Source organism: Stenotrophomonas sp. 28608_Sma (genome assembly GCF_056486185.1).
The window spans coordinates 3,500,075-3,516,138 of record NZ_CM151308.1 but is presented as its reverse complement, the minus strand read 5'-3'; the positions used below and the strand labels follow the sequence as shown (position 1 = coordinate 3,516,138).

Genomic DNA, 16,064 nt, shown 5'->3' with positions numbered 1-16,064 from the left:
AATCCGCATGGACCTCGAAGACACCCGCAACCTGTTCGCCAACCTCCGCGAAAACACCGACTGGGACATCACCGGCCCGTTGCTGTGGGGGTACTTCTTCGTGCACTCCACTGCCGAGCCGTTGCAGGCACTGGCGCAGCACCTGCAGGCGCAGGGTTACACCTTCGTGGAATTGTTCGAACAGGATCCGGAAGAGGGCGACTCGCCGTTCCACGTGCTGCATGTGGAGCGCGTGGAGATCCACGACGAAGCCTCGCTTGACCGCCGCAACCAGGAATTCGCAGCGCTGGCCGCGGAGAAGGGCGTGGAAGACTACGACGGCATGGACGTCGGTCCGGCCCCGTCCCTGCAGTAACGCGCGACCGGTAGTGCCGGCCGCTGGCCGGCAATGCTCGACGCGTTGGATCAGCGGAGATGCCGGCCAGCGGCCGGCACTACCGAAGCCTCAGCGCAGTTTCGCCAGCGCCTGGCCCAGCTGCACCGGGCTTTCAGCGCCCAGCTGCGGGGCGAAGTCAGCCACGCCCGGCGGCAGCAGTACGATCACGGTGGAGCCGTAGTTGAAGCGCGCCATCTCGGCAAAGCGCTCCAGCCTGATGCCCTGGCCGCGGTAGTCCTTGCGGGTGATGCGGTCGCCATAGTGCGGAATCTCTTCGCCGCTCCACACGGTTTCCACCCCGGACACCAGCAGCGCACCGACCATCACGCTGACCATCGGGCCGAAGCTGGTGTCGAAGTGGCAGACCAGGCGCTCGTTGCGGGCGAACAGGCGCGGTACGCCGTTCACTGCCGCCGGACCAACGCTGAACAGGCGCCCCGGCACGTGCACGGTCTCACGCAGGGTGCCGGTCCACGGCATGTGCACGCGGTGGTAATCGCGCGGCGACAGGTACACCGTGGCGTAGAGGCCATCGTTGTATGGCTTGGCGTCCTCGTCACTGCCCAGCAGTTCGGCAGCGGTGAATGACTGGCCCTTGGCCTGGAAGATGCGGCCGGCCTCGATCTTCCCCAGCTGGCTGATGCGGCCGTCGGCCGGCATCACCAGGCTGCGCGGATCGGCGTCAGCCACGCGCGCACCCGGCTTCAGCGCACGGGTGAAGAACTGGTTGAAGGTGGCATAGCTGCGCGGGTCCGGGTTGGCCGCTTCGTCCAGATTGACGTTGAACTTGCGGGTGACCGTGTCGATCAGCCAGCGCGACACGCGCGGATCGTCCGAGTACGCCAGCGAACGCGCCATCGAGGACAGCAGGCGGTGGGGTAGGGCGTACGTCAGGGCGGTGGTGAGGCTCATGGGGCGGTTTTCTCGGTCAGCTTCTGCAGGTCGCGGGCAATGGCCGGCGCGTTGAACGGGGGTCGCACCAGGCCGGCAAGGCGGCCCTGCGGGTCGAGCACGGCCAGGCTGGCCGAGTGCTCGACGGTGTAATCCTCGGGGTTCTCGTCGAAGTGCTTGCCCGGCACCTTCTGGAACACGAAGCCCAGCGAGGTGGCGAAGCGCTCCAGCGAGGGCACATCGGCGGTGGCGGCCAGGGTGTCCTTGTGGAAGCCGTGCACGTACTCGCCGAGGCGGGTGGCGCTGTCACGGTCCGGGTCGACCGAGATGAACAGCACGCGCGGGCGCAGGCTGTCGGGCAGGGCCTCCCACTGGTTCTGCGCGCCGGCCAGCTCGGCCAGGGTGGTCGGGCAGACGTCCGGGCAGAAGGTGAAGCCCAGGAACACCAGGGTCCAGTGACCCTTCAGTTCGCCCGGGATCAGGCGGGTGCCGTCGGACTGGGCCAGATTGAAATCGGGCAGTTCGCGCGGCTGCGGGTACAGCGTGATCGCTTCGGTGGCCGGGGCATTGGCCGGCGGTTTCGGCGCGAACACCTGCTGGGCGGCCAGCAGGCCGAGACCCGCCGCCAGGGCGATCAGCAGGATGATGCCGGCGTTGCGATTGAACATGGGAGCCCCCGCGCGAAGTGGGCTCCATCATACCGGCTGCGGCCCGATCGTTTCTGCCGCAACGGATGCCGCCGCGGGCGCCAGCCCCTATAATCGGGGGCCACTTTGCCCGCAGTACCGCCATGACCGCTGAAACGGCCGCCGAACTCCACACGATCATCGATCTGATCCGCTACGGCACCAGCCGTTTCAACGAAGCCGGACTGACCTTCGGGCACAGCTACGACAACGCGCTGGATGAGGCCACCCAGCTGGTGCTGCACAGCCTGCACCTGCCGCACGACCTCGGCCCGGCGTACGGCCAGGCGCGTCTGCTGCAGGAAGAGAAGGTGCGTGTGCTGGAACTGTTCCAGCGTCGCATCGACGAACGCATCCCGGCCGCCTACCTGACCGGTGAGGCCTGGTTCGCCGGTCTGAGCTTCAAGAGCGACAAGCGCGCCCTGGTGCCGCGCTCGCCGATCGCTGAACTGATCGAGTGCGGCTTCGAGCCGTGGCTGGCCGGCCGTGATGTCAGCCGTGCGCTGGACCTGTGCACCGGCTCGGGCTGCATCGCCATTGCCATGGGTCACTACTACCCGAACTGGGAAGTGGACGGCGTCGACCTGAGCGACGATGCACTGTCGCTTGCCGAAGAAAACAAGGAGCGCCTGCAGGCGCACAACGTCACCCTGCTCAAGTCGGACCTGTTCAGCGGCCTGACCGGTCGCCACTACGACCTGATCGTCACCAATCCGCCGTACGTCACCAACGACGAGACCGATGCCCTGCCGCAGGAGTACTCCTACGAGCCGGAAATGGGCCTGCGTGCCGGCGACGACGGCCTGGACCTGGTGCTGAAGATCCTGCGTGACGCCCCGCTGCACCTGAGCGAGGACGGCCTGCTGATCTGCGAAGTGGGCGAATCCGAGCAGCACCTGATCAAGCTGCTGCCGGAAGTCGACTTCGCCTGGATCGAGTTCAAGGTCGGCCAGATGGGCATCTTCGCGGTCGAGTGCCGCGAGCTGATCGCCCACAGCGCGCGCATCACCGAACTGGCGGCGCAGCGCCCGTGAGCTCCAATTCGTTCGGCAAGCTGTTCACCGTCACCACGTTCGGCGAGTCGCACGGGCCGGCCATCGGCTGCGTGATCGATGGCTGCCCTCCGGGGCTGGCGCTGGACGCGGCCGAATTCGCCCATGACCTGCAGCGTCGCGCGACCGGCAAGAGCCGGCACACCTCGGCCCGCCGCGAGGCCGATGAGGTCGAGATCCTGTCCGGCGTGTACGAGGGCCTGACCACCGGCACGCCGATCGCGCTGCTGATCCGCAACACCGACCAGCGCAGCAAGGATTACGTGAACATCGGCCAGCAGTTCCGGCCGGGTCATGCCGACTACAGCTACTGGCACAAGTACGGCATCCGCGACCCGCGCGGTGGCGGCCGTTCCTCGGCGCGCGAGACCACCATGCGCGTGGCCGCCGGCGTGGTCGCCAAGAAGTGGCTGGCCGAACGCTTCGGCGTCACCGTGCGCGGTTACCTGTCGCAGCTGGGCGACATCACCCCGGCCGGTTTCGACTGGTCGGCGGTGGAAGACAACCCGTTCTTCTGGCCGCACGCCGCACAGGTGCCCGAGCTGGAGGCGTACATGGATGCGCTGCGCAAGTCCGGTGATTCGGTCGGTGCGCGCGTGGACGTGGTGGCCGACAACGTGCCGCCAGGCTGGGGCGAGCCGATCTACGGCAAGCTCGATGGCGAACTGGCTGCCGCGCTGATGAGCATCAACGCGGTGAAGGGCGTTGAGATCGGCGACGGTTTCGCCAGCGCCGCACAGAAGGGCACCGAACACCGTGACCTGCTGACCCCGCAGGGCTTCGCCAGCAACCATGCCGGCGGCATCCTCGGTGGCATCTCCACCGGCCAGCCGGTGGTTGCGTCGATGGTGTTGAAGCCGACTTCCAGCCTGCGCCTGCCGGGCCCGTCGCTGGACACCGCCGGCAACGTGGTCGAGGTGGTCACCACCGGTCGCCACGATCCCTGCGTCGGCATCCGCGCCACCCCGATCGCCGAGGCGATGGTGGCGATGGTGCTGATGGACCAGGCGCTGCGTCATCGCGCGCAGTGCGGCGATGTCGGCACGATCACCCCGCGTATTCCCGGGCAGATCGATGGCTGACACGCGGCCGACCGTGTGGGTGAGCCAGCCGCTGATCGACGCGGCCATCGCGCCGCTGCGCGATCGCGTGCAGCTGCGCAGCACCGACACCGTCACCGCTTGGTCACCCGACCAGATCGCCGAACAGCTGGCCAGCGCCGACGGCGCCATCATCACCCTCAACGAGCGCATCGGCGCAGCACAGGTGGCCGATGCCGCGCAGCTGCAGGTGATCGCCAATGTCGGTGTCGGCTACAACAACCTGGATGTCGACGCGCTTAGCGCGGCCGGCATCCTCGCCAGCAATACCCCGGACGTCCTGACTGAAACCACCGCCGATCTCGGTTTCGCTCTGTTGATGGCCGCCGCGCGCCGCATCACTGAATCCGAGCGCTGGCTGCGCGAAGGCCAGTGGAAGCAGTGGTCGTTCCAGACCATGCTCGGTGCCGACATCCACGGCAGTACGCTGGGCATCCTTGGCATGGGCCGCATCGGCCAGGGCATCGCCCGTCGCGGCGCGCACGGTTTCGGCATGAAGGTGCTGTACCACAACCGTTCGCAGCTTCCGGCCGCGACCGAAGCGGAGGTGGGGGCCCGTTACGTTGACCTGGACACGCTGCTGGCGCAGGCCGATCACCTGCTGCTGGTGCTGCCGTATACCCCGGCCTCGCATCACCTGATCGATGCCGCCGCACTGGCGAAGATGAAGCCGTCGGCGACGCTGGTGAACATCGCCCGCGGCGGCCTGGTCGATGAGATCGCGCTGGCCGATGCGCTGGCCAACGGCCGCCTTGCTGCAGCGGGTCTGGATGTGTACGAAGGCGAGCCAAAGGTGCGCCCCGAACTGCTGGCGCTGCGCAACGTCGTGCTCACTCCGCACATCGGCAGCGCCTCGCTGGCCACGCGCACGGCGATGGTACAGCTGGCCGTGGATAATCTGGTTGCCGGGCTCGGCCTGGACGGCGGCCCGTCGCGCATGCCGAGCGCGATCAACGCTGACGCGGCGATGGCCGCGCGCGTGACTCTGGGCAAAAAAACCGGGAAACGATAGGGAACCTCCGCGCGCCCCGCTTGAGGAGGTTCCCCGAACCCAGCTGTCGTGCGTGTTTTTTTCCCCATCCCCGTTTTCGTGAGAGTTTCCCCCATGAGCAATGCACAGCGCAGTTTCCACGTCGCCGTCGTCGGTGCCACCGGTGCGGTCGGCGAGACCATGTTGTCGATCCTGGCCGAGCGTGATTTCCCGGTCGGTACCCTGAGTGTCCTCGCTTCCGAGCGCTCGGCCGGCGGTGAGATCGAATTCAACGGCCAGAAGGTCAAGGTCCAGGACCTGGCCACCTTCGATCCGAGCGGCGTCGAGATCGCCCTGTTCTCGGCCGGCGGCAGCGTGTCCAAGGAATACGCACCGAAGTTCGCCGCAGCGGGTGCGGTGGTGATCGACAACTCCTCGGCCTTCCGTTACGACGATGACGTGCCGCTGGTGGTGTCCGAGGTCAACCCGGAGCAGGTCGCCAACCGTCCGCGCGGCATCATCGCCAACCCGAACTGCTCGACCATGCAGATGCTGGTGGCGTTGGCACCGCTGCACCGCAAGTACGGCATCGAGCGCATCAACGTCTCCACCTACCAGTCGGTGTCCGGCGGTGGCCGTTCGGCAACCGAGGAGTTGGGCAAGCAGACCGGCCAGCTGCTGAGTTTCCAGGAAATCGATCCGCAGCGCTTCCCGGTGCAGATCGCCTTCAACCTGATCCCGCACATCGACGACTTCCAGGACAATGGCTTCACCAAGGAAGAGATGAAGCTGATCTGGGAGACCCGCAAGATCCTCGGTGACGACAGCATCCTGGTGAACCCGACTGCAGTGCGTGTGCCGGTGTTCTACGGCCACTCCGAGTCGGTCGCGATCGAGACCCGCGACAAGGTGACCGTCGCAGAAGCGCGCGCGCTGCTGGAGCAGTCGCCGGGCATCGAAGTGGTGGATCGCCACGAGGCTGGCGGCTATCCGACCCCGGTCACGCATGCGTCGGGCACCGACGCGGTGTACGTCGGCCGCATCCGTGAGGACCTGTCGCACCCGCGCGGCCTGAACCTGTGGATCGTGTCGGACAACGTGCGCAAGGGCGCGGCGTTGAATGCCGTGCAGCTGGCCGAGCTGGTCGCCGCCGAGCAGCGCTGATCACAGCGGTTGCCTCACCGGTAGTGCCGGCCGCTGGCCGGTATTGCCGTGATGGGGGCGTGCGTGTGTGCCGGCCAGCGGCCGGCACTACCGAAGGTCTCCCATCGGTGGGTGCGGACCCCGGTCCGCACGCTTTATAGTGTCGCCCATGAATAAACGGGCCAAGGGCGCAAAGCGCCCGCTCACCTATCTGTCCGCCGCACTGCTCGCCCTGGCCAGCAGTTCGGCGCTTGCCCTGGGGTTGGGCGACATCCGGGTCCTGTCCAAGCCGGGCCAGCCCCTGCTGGCCGAAATCCCGGTGGTCTCGGCGGACCCGTCCGAACTGGAAAACCTGCGCGTGGCGCTGGCCTCACCGGTCACCTTCGAACGTGTCGGCCTGCAGCGGCCAACCGGACTGGTCAGTGAACTGCAGTTCGAACTGACCCGCGACACGCAGGGCAGGGCGGTGGTGCGCGTCACCTCGCAGGCGCCGGTGGAGACGCCGTCGCTCAGCTTCCTGATCGAAGCCGACTGGGGCCAGGGCCGCCTGGTGCGTGAGTACTCGGCACTGGTCGATGCGCCGCCCAGTGCGTTGGCCGTGGCCGAGCCGGAAATCGTCGCGCCGGCCGGTACGCTCTCCAATACCATCGTGCGTGAACCAGCACCGGCTTCGGTGCCAGCAGCAGAGACGCCCACGACGCCGCCACCAGCGGTGGCGCCAGCACCGGCACGCCCGCGTGCGGCCTCCGCGCCAGTTGCTGCACCGGCGGCCGATGGCAGCATCACCGTGCAGCGCGGGCAGACCCTGTCGGAGATCGCCAGTGCGGTGGCACGTGGCAACCAGGTCAGTCGCGACCGCGCGATGATCGCCCTGCTGCGTGCCAATCCCGAAGCCTTCATCCGCGGCAACGTCAACCTGCTCAAGCAGGGTGCGGTGCTGCGCATGCCCGGCAGTGATGCGCTTGCTGCGGTCGACGCTGCCGAAGCGGCGACGCTCGTGCGCGAGCATGCCGCGCAATGGCGGCAGGCGCGTACCGTGCCGCAACCGGTGGGCATGGCCGCACCGGTTGCCAAGGCGGCAGCCACGAACGCTTCTTCCCCGGCTGCGGCCAATGGGGCACGACTTGAGATCGCTCCGGCGCTGGCGTCCGACGCCGCGCACGCGGGCACAACCACCGGCACCGCTGCCGGCAGCGAGGGTGACATGCTGGGCAACGAACAACTGCGCCAGGCGCGTGAGGACATCGCCACCCGCGATGCCGAGATCGGCGAGCTGAAGCAGCGCGTGGCCGACCTGGAAAAGCTCAAGGAACAGCAGCAGTCGCTGATCGCGATGAAGGACAACGATCTGGCCGCCGCGCAGCAGCGCCTGGCGCAGGCACCGGATGCCCGCGATGCGGCAACGCCGTGGTACTGGCTGGGGCTGCCGGTGCTGCTGCTGGCGGCGGGCGCCGCCTGGCTGCTGCGTCGTCGCAAGCCGTCGCCGCTGCCGCCGCTGCGTGAGGAAGACGATGCCGCCGGCCTGGCCGCAGCGGTGCCGGCGGGTGCGGCGCTGGATACGCTGGCCGAGCAGTCCTCGTGGTCATCGGCTGTTGCCGGCAACGGCCGCCAGGAACCGGCGATGCCCGACTGGGCGACCGAACCCGAAGTGCACGACGTAGTGGTCGCCGAACCCGTCGTCGAGCACGCGGTACGGGCCGAAGGGCAGGCCGACACGCTGCGCGACGAGGACGCGGTGGCCTTGCCCGAAGCGGTGACCGATCTGCCGCGCTGGGACGATTCCGCAACCACCGCCGACGAGGCTGTCGTCGCCGCGCCGCTGCAGGACGAACGCGTTGTACCGCAGGCGCCGGCCGAAGTGGCGGTGCCGGACTACGCACTGCATGCCGAACAGCAGCCGCAGTTCCGCGGCGTGTTCGATCTGCCGGCCGACGCGCATGACAACGAGGCGCTGGCGGATGCCGCTCATCCCGAAGCCGTCGACGGCATCGACCATGGCAGCATCGAGGCCTCTCATTCCGACGACATCGCGTCGAGCGCGGCCGCGCCTGCCGGCGACGCCGGCTGGTCGCCACGTGCCGGCCAGGAGCGCCTGGAACTGGCCATTGCCTACCTCGATCTGGGCGACGCGCAGACGGCGCGCACGCTGTTGCTGGAAGTCGCCGAAGGCGGTGACCTGCACAGCCAGGCCCAGGCCCGCGAACTGCTGGCCCGCCTGCCGTGACCGAATCTGCCGACAAGGACCTTGCCATGAGCCGCGAACGCCGCATCGACTACGTTGAATTCGCGTCCAGCGACCCGGCTGCCAGCCGTGCCTTCTTCGAGAAGGTGTTCGGCTGGTCGTTCGTCGACTACGGCAGCGACTACACGGCGTTCGACGATGGCCGCCTGCAGGGCGGCTTCTTCCGTGGCCAGCCGCAGCGGGCCAGCGACAGCGGTGCACCGCTGCTGGTGCTGTATGCCGACGCACTGGCACCGGTCGAGGCCGCCGTGCGCGACGCAGGCGGCGAGATCGTGCGCGCGGTGTTTTCTTTCCCCGGTGGCAGCCGCTTCCAGTTCGTCGAGCCCGGTGGCAACGAACTGGCGGTCTGGTCCGAACGCGATCCGGCCTGAGCGCCGCCCCATCCGCAACATCGAGGTAGCACATGCGTTATGCGCTTGGCGTCGAGTACGACGGCAGCGATTTCAGGGGCTGGCAGAACCTGGGCGAGGGTGGTCCCAGCGTGCAGGCCAGCCTCGAGCAGGCCCTGTCATCGGTGGCTGATGCGCCGCTGCAGGTGATCTGCGCCGGCCGCACCGATGCCGGCGTGCATGGCCAGTGCCAGGTCGTGCATTTCGATACCGACGTGGTGCGCGATCCGCGCGCCTGGATGCTCGGCACCACCACCCGCCTGCCGCGCTCGATCGCGGTGCGCTGGTGCGTGCCGGTGGCCGATGATTTCCACGCCCGCTTCTCCGCGCGTGCGCGCCGCTATCGCTATCGGCTGCTCAACCGCGAGGTACGGCCGGCGCTGGAGCGGCAGACCCTCAGCTGGGAGCGCCGGGCGCTGGACGAGACGCTGATGCACGCCGCCGGCCAGGCCCTGATCGGCGAAAATGACTTCAGCGCGTTCCGTTCGGTGCAGTGCCAGGCGCTGCATGCGCGGCGTGAACTGCAGTCGCTGCAGGTCAGCCGCCAGGGCGAAGTGATTGAAGTCGCAGTACGTGGCAATGCATTTCTTCATCACATGGTCCGCAATATCGTCGGATCGTTGATCCTGGTGGGCAGCGGCGAAAAACCGGTGGAATGGATCGCCGAACTGCTGGCCGGGCGCGATCGCACCGTAGCCGGTCCCACCGCACCGCCGCAGGGCCTGGTGTTCCTTGGGCCCCTGTACCCCGACAACTGGCATCTGCCCGCCGAGGTCACGCTATGAGCCGTTCCTACTACCGTACGCGCATCAAGTTCTGTGGAATGACCCGTGCCGGCGACGTCCGCCTGGCCGGTGAGCTGGGCGTGGACGCAGTGGGTTTCATCTTTGCCCGCGAGAGCAGCCGCCGGGTTGCACCGGCCGAGGCCCGCGCGATGCGCCAGGCGATCGCGCCGATGGTCGACGTGGTGGCGCTGTTCCGCAACAACAGCAAGGAGGAAGTGCGCGAGGTGCTGCGTACGGTACGTCCGACCCTGCTGCAGTTCCATGGTGAGGAAGACGAAAGCTTCTGCCGCAGCTTCAACATGCCGTACCTGAAGGCGATCGCCATGGGCGGCCGTGAAGAGGTCAACGCCCGCACCCTGCAGCTGCGCTACCCCAGCGCTGCCGGCTTCCTGTTCGACAGCCACGCCCCGGGTGGCGGTGGCGGCACCGGCGTGGCGTTCGACTGGGGCCGCGTTCCGACCGGGTTGCACCGGCCGTTCCTGCTGGCCGGTGGCCTGAACCCTGAGAACGTCTACGATGCTGTGCTGGCGACGCTGCCGTGGGGCGTGGACGTGTCCAGCGGCATCGAGCTGGAGCCGGGCATCAAGGACGGCTACAAAATGCGCACCTTCGTCGAAGAAGTGCGTCGCGCGGATTGCACCGTTCTGGAGTGATCCGCGTCACCTGAGGGGTCACCCGGAATGTCATCGTCGACGGTGCATTCCGCCGTGCCGTGAAGGCGGGCGAATCCTGAATGCGATGAATATCACGCTTTCGGGTAATTCAGGTTTCAGCGCCAAAAAGTCGACACCCTCCGAACATCTGATCGGACACAATGCGCCCAGCCTGTCTTGGCTGGGCGCGATGCCGTGTGCGTGTCGCTGGCCGCACCCCTGAGATACGCCCTACCTTCCGAACGAGGACGCAATGGATATGCCCCATCTCTCTTTCCGCCGTATCCGCCTGGCCCGCCTGACGCTCGTGCCCGGCCTGCTGCTTGCCTTGGGCGCGTGTGCGGCCGGTGACTCATCCGCCCCGACCGCATCGGCACCGGCCGCTGCCGCACCGGCAGATGCACCTGCCACAGCACCGGCCACGGTTCCGGCGGCAGCACCGGCAGCCGACGGCCTGACTGCGCTGATCCAGGCCAGTGGCGTGAAATGCAGCAACGCCAGTACGGGCAGCGGCTGCACGGCCGGCGATGTGGACAGCGGTGATTTCTACGATGTCGAACTGTCGCCGGACTGTGGCGACCATGGCTTCTTCGCGGGCGTAGCCGATGCCAAGGGCGTGGAGACGTTGAGTGCGGTGCCATCCACCGGCAGCAAGGCCAGCGTGACCGCGAAGCTGTCGAAGGGGCAGCTGGTCTGCGTGCAGGGCATCGGGCGCACCGGACAGAATCCGCTGTTCTATTACGTCGTTGCGGTTCCCGCTGCGACGGTCGGCAAGTGCAAGGGCAACACGTTGTGTGACACCTATGGCGACAGGCCGATCACTGGCCTGGCGACCACGGGGGGCGAGGCCTGCCATGCGGCGGCGCCGGGACGTTACGCCGGGAACTGCGCACAGGGCTGGGTCAGTGCGGACGTGCTCGACGTGTTTTCCAACGGAATGTAATCACCGCCAGGGGAGCGGTCCAATCAACCACTGGCAAAGGAACAGCTCATGTCGGATCCAAAAATCACCCGGCTGGTCAGCAGCGTAGGTACCACGCGCACGCTGGAAATGGACGATGGCAGTGTCGTCGAACGATCAGGCGGCAGCGTCTCGTGGCGCAACAATAATCCTGGCAATCTCAAGTTTGAATTCGCCGGCAGCGCGGACAAGACGGTGACCAATCCGCGTACCCGCGAGCAGGCGCTGGAATCGGCGCAGGGGCGCTACAAGGGCGTGGTCGATCTTGACCAATGGGGCAACGCGGTTTTCGAAAGCTATGAAGCCGGCCGGGTGGCGAAGATCCAGCTGCTCGAACGCCGGTTCGGCGACAAGACCGTGGAGGAAATGCTGCCGAGCTACTCCACCAAGGATTACAGCGGCACCACCCACCACAAGGAGCAGGCGGCCACCATCTATGCCGAAGGCGATCGCCAGGGTGTCGACCTGCGCTCGAAGACCGTCGGCCAGATGAGCGTGCGCGAGCGTGAAGTGCTGGCCGACGGCATCCGCCGTTTCGAGGGCTGGCAGCCGGGTGAGGTTGCCACGCAGCAGCCTCCCACGCGCACACCGGCGGCTGCGCCCGTGCAGACTCAGACCCAACCGCAGGTACAGACGCCTTCGGCGGCGGCGCCCGCTGCGGGCCAGGCCGCGGCTGCAGTCGGCAGTGCCGCGCTCTACAACGAGGCCTATCAGCATTTCATGGCCTCAGGCCGCCAGTACGAATACGGGCGCCCGGACCATCCGCGCCCGGGTCGCGACAGCAGCCGGCTGGAGCGTGACCTCGATGGTGACGGACGCTTCGGCGTGGATTGCTCGGCGTTCGTATGGCGCGGCCTGAAGAACGCGGGTTACGACGTGCGGGGCGAGAACGCTGCGGGGTTCACTACGTCGACGCTGTTCAATGGTGCGAACACCACGGCTTACGCACGCGAGCATTTCGATGTGACCTCGGCTGCCGAAGCACGCAAACCGAACGGATCGCTGAAGCAGGGCGACATCCTGATGTTCTCCTCGTCGCAGGGCCAGCATGTCGGCATTTTCAAAGGCTACGACGCGCAGGGAAACATCCAGTTCATCGGTTCACAGGGAAGCACCGGGCCGGCCGAAGTCACCATCCGGCCGGGCGGGTACTGGGATGGCGGAAGCACCCGCATCGTTGGTGCGCTGACACCGAAGCCGGAATTCCAGGTGCGCGCGCCGCTGCACGGCAATGGCGAACCTGCGCTGTCCCGGCCAACCGCCACCGTGCAGCCGGCTGCATCACACGCGGCCGCCAGCGAGGTGATGAAGCAGGGGCAGCGTGGCGCCGACGTGCAGGCGTTGCAGCAGACTCTCAACCAGCTCGGTGTGCGTGATGCGCAGGGCCATCGGTTGTCAGAGGATGGTCGTTTTGGTGATCACACCCGCGAAGCGGTGATCGCGCTGCAGAAACAGCAGGGGCTGGTGGCCGATGGCATTGTCGGTCGCCAGACCGCTGCCGCGCTGGCGGCGGGCCGTGCGCAGGGCCATGAACCTGCAGCGGCTGTACCGAAGGGGCCGTCGCTGAACGATGCATCGCATCCGGACCACGCACTGCACAACGCCGTCCGCAGCAAGCTTCCCAGCGTGTTTTCCGAAGAGGCTGCCGCCAATATCACCCTGCATGCAAAGCAGAACGGAATCGACGCGGCCGACAAGCTGCAGAGCATCACGGTGCAGGATGGCAAGGCGTTCGTGATGGGCACGACGCCGGGCTTCCGCACCGCGGTGGACCTGGCCCAGGCGCCGCCGTCGCTGGAGCAGACCAGTGCCAAGCTGCTGGCAGATCCTTCGCACCAGCAGCAGGTGCATGAGGAGCAGCAGCGGGTCGCGATGGGCGGTCGCTGAGGCCTGTGTTGCCGGCTCCGGGCGGTGAACGCCGCCCGGGGCCTCGTCTCATTGCAGCTGTGCTGCTGCCCAGTCGGCCAGGGCGTCCACCCGTGCATCGGCCGGGCCATCCGGCCGCGCCAGCACCCAGAAGCCGCCGGTGGCGGTAAACCCCCACGGTGCGACCAGCCGGCCTGCTGCCAGATCTTCGGCCACCAGTGGCTCCGGTGCGATCGCCGGGCCCAGCCCGGCCACGGCTGCTTCCAGCAGGTAGTACAGATGTTCGAAAGCGGTGCCCAGCTGCAGCTTCGCGGTGTCCAGATCGTGCGCCTGCGCCCACGCCGGCCACGCCTGTGGCCGTGAGCTGGTGTGCAGCAGCGTTTCCTGCAGCAGCGCCGAGGGCGGTACCTGCCGCAGGCGCTGCGCGGCCGGGTGCGAGGGTGCCACCACCACGCCGACCCGTTCCGGCGCCAGCTCACGCACCTGCCAGCCCCGTGGCCACGGCCCCTGCGCCAGCAGTAGTACGGCATCCAGCGCAGCCTGTGCTTCGGTGAAACTGCCATCCAGCGCCGACCACTGCAGGCGCACGCCGGGCAGGGCGGCCTGCAGCACGGGCAGGCGCGGGATCATCCAGCGCGCCAGTACGCTGCCGCTGCAGCCCAGCACCAGTGCTGGGGCCGCCGTCGGCCGGCGCAGCTCGCGCACGCAGTCTTCGATGCCGCTGAACGCCTCGCTGCACGCGGCCTGCAGTCGCGTGCCCGCAGCGGTCAGGCGCAGCCCGCGGCCGGCACGCTGGAACAATGCCAGGCCGAGATGATCCTCCAGCAGCTTCAGTTGCCGGCTGATCGCGCCGTGGGTGACATGCAGGTCCTGCGCGGCGCGCCCAACCCCGCCCAGACGGGCGGTGGCCTCGAACGCACGCAGCGCATTGAGGGGAGGCAGCAGGGAACGACTCATGTGAGATTTCCTGACGATATGCGCCAGATAATATCCATTTTCCGGTCACGACCCGTGCGCTAGAGTATCCACCTGTCTCGAACCAGCGGTCGCTTCCATGTCTGCCTCCCCCATTGCCGACTACCACGCCTTCCCGGATGCCCAGGGCCACTTCGGCCGCTACGGCGGCAGCTTCGTTGCCGAAACCCTGGTCGGCCCGCTGCAGGAACTGGCCCAGGCCTATGACCAGGCCCGCCAGGACCCGGCATTCCAGGCCGCTTACGACCGCGACCTGGCCCATTACGTGGGCCGGCCGAGCCCGATCTATCACGCCCAGCGCCTGAGCGATCATGTCGGCGGTGCGCAGATCCTGCTCAAGCGCGAGGACCTGAACCACACCGGTGCGCACAAGATCAACAACACCATCGGCCAGGCGCTGCTGGCCGCGCGGATGGGCAAGAAGCGCATCATCGCCGAGACCGGTGCCGGGCAGCATGGCGTGGCCAGTGCCACCGTTGCCGCGCGCTTGGGCCTGGAATGCGTGGTGTACATGGGCGCCACCGACATCGAGCGGCAGAAGATCAACGTCTACCGAATGAAGCTGCTCGGTGCGACGGTGGTGCCGGTCACCTCCGGCTCGGCCACCCTGAAGGACGCGCTCAACGAAGCGATGCGCGATTGGGTGACCAACGTGCAGGACACCTTCTACATCATCGGCACCGTGGCTGGTCCGGATCCGTACCCGCGCATGGTGCGCGATTTCAACGCCATCGTCGGCCGCGAAGCACGCGAGCAGATGCTGGCCGAGTACGGCCGCCTGCCGGATGCGATCACCGCCTGCGTCGGCGGCGGCAGCAATGCCATCGGCCTGTTCCACGCCTTCCTCAACGATCGCCAGGTCGAGATCGTTGGCGCCGAAGCCGCCGGCGACGGCATCGGCACCGGCCGCCACGCCGCATCGATCGCCGCCGGTCGGCCGGGCGTGCTGCATGGCAACCGCACCTATGTGCTGTGCGACGACGACGGCCAGATCATCGAGACCCACTCGGTATCAGCCGGCCTGGACTATCCGGGTGTCGGGCCGGAGCACGCGTTCCTGGCCGATACCGGCCGCGCGCGCTACCTCGGCATCACCGATGAGGAAGCGCTGCAGGCCTTCCACCTGCTGGCGCACACCGAGGGCATCCTGCCGGCGCTGGAATCCAGCCATGCGCTGGCACAGGCGATCAAGCTGGCGCGCGGTCGTCCGCGTGACCAGATCGTCCTCTGCAATCTGTCCGGCCGTGGCGACAAGGACGTGCATACCATCGCCGCGCGCGAAGGGCTGGTGCTGTGAGCGCGCTGCTGCGGAACAGCGGGGTGCTTCTGCTGGTGCTGGGCCTGGCCGCGTGCCAGCCGCCGGAACCGCCAGTGCTTGCGCCGGCCGCCAAAGCCACCGCGCAGTCCGCACAGCAGCCGGCCGCCAACGATGACCTCGACCCGATGGCGCGTACGCCGATCGTCGATCCGCCGTCTGCGGAAGAGAGCAACGGCGACAACGCCCCCGCCGTCGCCTCGGTGGCACTGGACCATGCCGGCGAAGTGCTGGTCGGCCAGCACATGGGGGACCTGAAGTCACTGGGGCCCTGGAAGGCACAGGGCGCGAAAGAGTTCTTCGAAGGCGACTGCGAGTACTACGATGGCAGGGGGTTGCCGCCGGGCGTGTCGATGATGACCGACGACGACCGCGTGGTCCGTTTTGATCTGAAGCCGGGCGACGACCCGGAACTGCCGGTTGAACAGCCCGGTCCATTCGGCCTGCGCATCGGCATGACCCGCGCCCAGGCCATGGCCCAGTTCCCGAAGCCGCCGGTATCCAGCCCGCATGCCTACGACGGTGACCAGGGCGAGTACCTCACCTGGCAGGACCCGGGTTCGGACCTGGGTATCCGCCTGGAACTGTTTGAAGGGAAGGTCACCCGGATGTACTGGGGAACCAGCGATGCGATTGAACTGATTGAAGGATGTGCCTGAA

Annotated in this window: 16 protein-coding genes; 13 read left to right on the top strand and 3 right to left on the bottom strand. The window is 67.6% G+C overall.

Features of this window, described 5'->3' with window-relative positions:
• Positions 1 to 7 precede the first annotated feature (7 nt).
• The gene (locus tag ACZLHH_RS16730) at positions 8 to 355 is read left to right on the top strand and encodes a ribonuclease E inhibitor RraB (protein WP_180845116.1); all 348 of its coding nucleotides are present in this window, start codon (positions 8 to 10) and stop codon (positions 353 to 355) included.
• A 90-nt stretch (positions 356 to 445) separates the two neighbouring features.
• Here the strand turns inward: ACZLHH_RS16730 and asd are convergent, their stop codons facing one another.
• Positions 446 to 1,288: an archaetidylserine decarboxylase gene (gene asd, locus ACZLHH_RS16725; RefSeq protein ID WP_005410489.1), complete on the bottom strand. Its 843-nt coding sequence runs from the start codon at positions 1,286 to 1,288 to the stop codon at positions 446 to 448.
• Positions 1,285 to 1,935, bottom strand: a complete 651-nt coding sequence (locus ACZLHH_RS16720; RefSeq protein WP_006381470.1) for an SCO family protein — start codon at positions 1,933 to 1,935, stop codon at positions 1,285 to 1,287. The genes asd and ACZLHH_RS16720 overlap by 4 nt, the downstream gene beginning before the upstream one ends.
• 122 nt (positions 1,936 to 2,057) lie before the next feature.
• Between ACZLHH_RS16720 and prmB the strand changes: the two genes are divergently transcribed.
• From prmB to ACZLHH_RS16670, 10 genes are all read left to right on the top strand, one after another.
• On the top strand, positions 2,058 to 2,987 hold the full coding sequence (prmB, locus tag ACZLHH_RS16715; protein WP_180845117.1) for a 50S ribosomal protein L3 N(5)-glutamine methyltransferase: 930 nt from the start codon (positions 2,058 to 2,060) through the stop codon (positions 2,985 to 2,987).
• A complete protein-coding gene (gene aroC, locus ACZLHH_RS16710; RefSeq protein ID WP_071229128.1) occupies positions 2,984 to 4,087 on the top strand; it encodes a chorismate synthase in 1,104 nt (367 codons plus the stop codon). The genes prmB and aroC overlap by 4 nt, the downstream gene beginning before the upstream one ends.
• Complete coding sequence (locus ACZLHH_RS16705) at positions 4,080 to 5,117, top strand: 2-hydroxyacid dehydrogenase (RefSeq protein ID WP_049423825.1); 1,038 nt, start codon at positions 4,080 to 4,082, stop codon at positions 5,115 to 5,117. Before aroC ends, ACZLHH_RS16705 begins: the two co-directional genes overlap by 8 nt.
• Before the next feature lie 93 nt (positions 5,118 to 5,210).
• Entirely contained in the window at positions 5,211 to 6,239 is a 1,029-nt protein-coding gene (locus ACZLHH_RS16700; RefSeq protein WP_012511725.1) for an aspartate-semialdehyde dehydrogenase, read from the top strand.
• 148 nt (positions 6,240 to 6,387) lie between these two features.
• Positions 6,388 to 8,442, top strand: coding sequence for a FimV/HubP family polar landmark protein (locus ACZLHH_RS16695; RefSeq protein WP_180845118.1), 2,055 nt, complete (start codon positions 6,388 to 6,390; stop codon positions 8,440 to 8,442).
• A 26-nt stretch (positions 8,443 to 8,468) separates the two neighbouring features.
• Positions 8,469 to 8,831 (top strand): VOC family protein, encoded by a 363-nt coding sequence (locus ACZLHH_RS16690; RefSeq protein ID WP_032128247.1) that lies wholly within the window; start codon positions 8,469 to 8,471, stop codon positions 8,829 to 8,831.
• Positions 8,832 to 8,863: 32 nt separating this feature from the next.
• On the top strand, positions 8,864 to 9,634 hold the full coding sequence (truA, locus tag ACZLHH_RS16685) for a tRNA pseudouridine(38-40) synthase TruA (RefSeq protein ID WP_180845119.1): 771 nt from the start codon (positions 8,864 to 8,866) through the stop codon (positions 9,632 to 9,634).
• Positions 9,631 to 10,287, top strand: a complete 657-nt coding sequence (locus ACZLHH_RS16680; RefSeq protein WP_019660598.1) for a phosphoribosylanthranilate isomerase — start codon at positions 9,631 to 9,633, stop codon at positions 10,285 to 10,287. The genes truA and ACZLHH_RS16680 overlap by 4 nt, the downstream gene beginning before the upstream one ends.
• 253 nt (positions 10,288 to 10,540) lie before the next feature.
• Entirely contained in the window at positions 10,541 to 11,230 is a 690-nt protein-coding gene (locus tag ACZLHH_RS16675; RefSeq protein ID WP_180845120.1) for a hypothetical protein, read from the top strand.
• 48 nt (positions 11,231 to 11,278) lie between these two features.
• Positions 11,279 to 13,135, top strand: coding sequence for a C40 family peptidase (locus ACZLHH_RS16670; protein WP_180845121.1), 1,857 nt, complete (start codon positions 11,279 to 11,281; stop codon positions 13,133 to 13,135).
• A 48-nt stretch (positions 13,136 to 13,183) separates the two neighbouring features.
• Here ACZLHH_RS16670 and ACZLHH_RS16665 read toward each other — a convergent pair whose 3' ends face one another.
• Positions 13,184 to 14,071, bottom strand: coding sequence for a LysR family transcriptional regulator (locus tag ACZLHH_RS16665; protein ID WP_180845122.1), 888 nt, complete (start codon positions 14,069 to 14,071; stop codon positions 13,184 to 13,186).
• Positions 14,072 to 14,168: 97 nt separating this feature from the next.
• On the opposite strand from ACZLHH_RS16665, the gene trpB reads away from it, so the two are divergent.
• Positions 14,169 to 15,386 carry a tryptophan synthase subunit beta gene (trpB, locus tag ACZLHH_RS16660; protein ID WP_180845123.1) on the top strand — a complete coding sequence of 406 codons (1,218 nt, stop codon included), beginning with the start codon at positions 14,169 to 14,171 and terminating at the stop codon, positions 15,384 to 15,386.
• The gene (locus ACZLHH_RS16655) at positions 15,383 to 16,063 is read left to right on the top strand and encodes a hypothetical protein (RefSeq protein WP_049423832.1); all 681 of its coding nucleotides are present in this window, start codon (positions 15,383 to 15,385) and stop codon (positions 16,061 to 16,063) included. Before trpB ends, ACZLHH_RS16655 begins: the two co-directional genes overlap by 4 nt.
• The last annotated feature ends 1 nt before the right edge of the window (position 16,064 follow it).